General features: G+C 32.6%; 1 protein-coding gene. It reads right to left on the bottom strand.

Translation table 11 applies throughout. From position 1 onward, the window contains the following. Positions 1 to 641 (bottom strand): tryptophan--tRNA ligase (trpS, locus tag BD31_RS00750; protein ID WP_008296974.1); only part of this gene is annotated, 641 nt, incomplete at both ends.

Here is a 641-nt window from a genome sequence, read left to right as displayed (position 1 = left end):
GCTTTTAATTCCCCTGATAACATTTTTCCAGACTTGTAATCCTCATAAATTGATTTTAATTTATTATCATCTGGTTCAAAAAATATTCTTAGGTATTGGTATGACACATCAACATCTGGATTCCCTCCAAGCTTTCTATGTTGTTCAACATCTGGCTGACCTCCTGAAAACGCATATTTGTTAATTTTATTTTTCACAATATTTGGTGTATCTGTAGTATACACTGTTCCCTTTTCATCAGAAGCTGACATTTTTCCACCCGGTCCCTCTAAACTTGGAATCATGATATTGTGAATTAATGCTGGTTTTGATTTTCCTATCTTTGGTGCTATGTCTCTTGTTAGTCTAAAGTGAGGATCTTGATCTACTCCTAATGGAATTAAAACTGGTTTATCTTCAATAAAACACGGTGCGGATTGTAAAGATGTGTAAAAAATCATACCAATATTTGTTTCATTTGTAAATCCAAATGTCGCTTTTGTATTGGAAAAATTAATTTTCTTAGCCACTTGCGCTGCAATTGGGTAGAGAGTTTGAATGTTTTTTGTATTAATGATAATTTTTGTTTTCTCTGGTTTGAAACCTAAAGCAATAAAGTCTAATGCATTCTCATATGCAAACTTTCCAGTTTCTTCCAAAGT

The sequence above is a fragment of the Candidatus Nitrosopumilus salarius BD31 genome (genome assembly GCF_000242875.2).
GTDB classification, from domain to species: Archaea; Thermoproteota; Nitrososphaeria; order Nitrososphaerales; family Nitrosopumilaceae; genus Nitrosopumilus; species Nitrosopumilus salarius.
The sequence above is the reverse complement of the archived record's forward strand: the minus strand, read 5'-3'. Positions and strand labels throughout refer to the sequence as shown.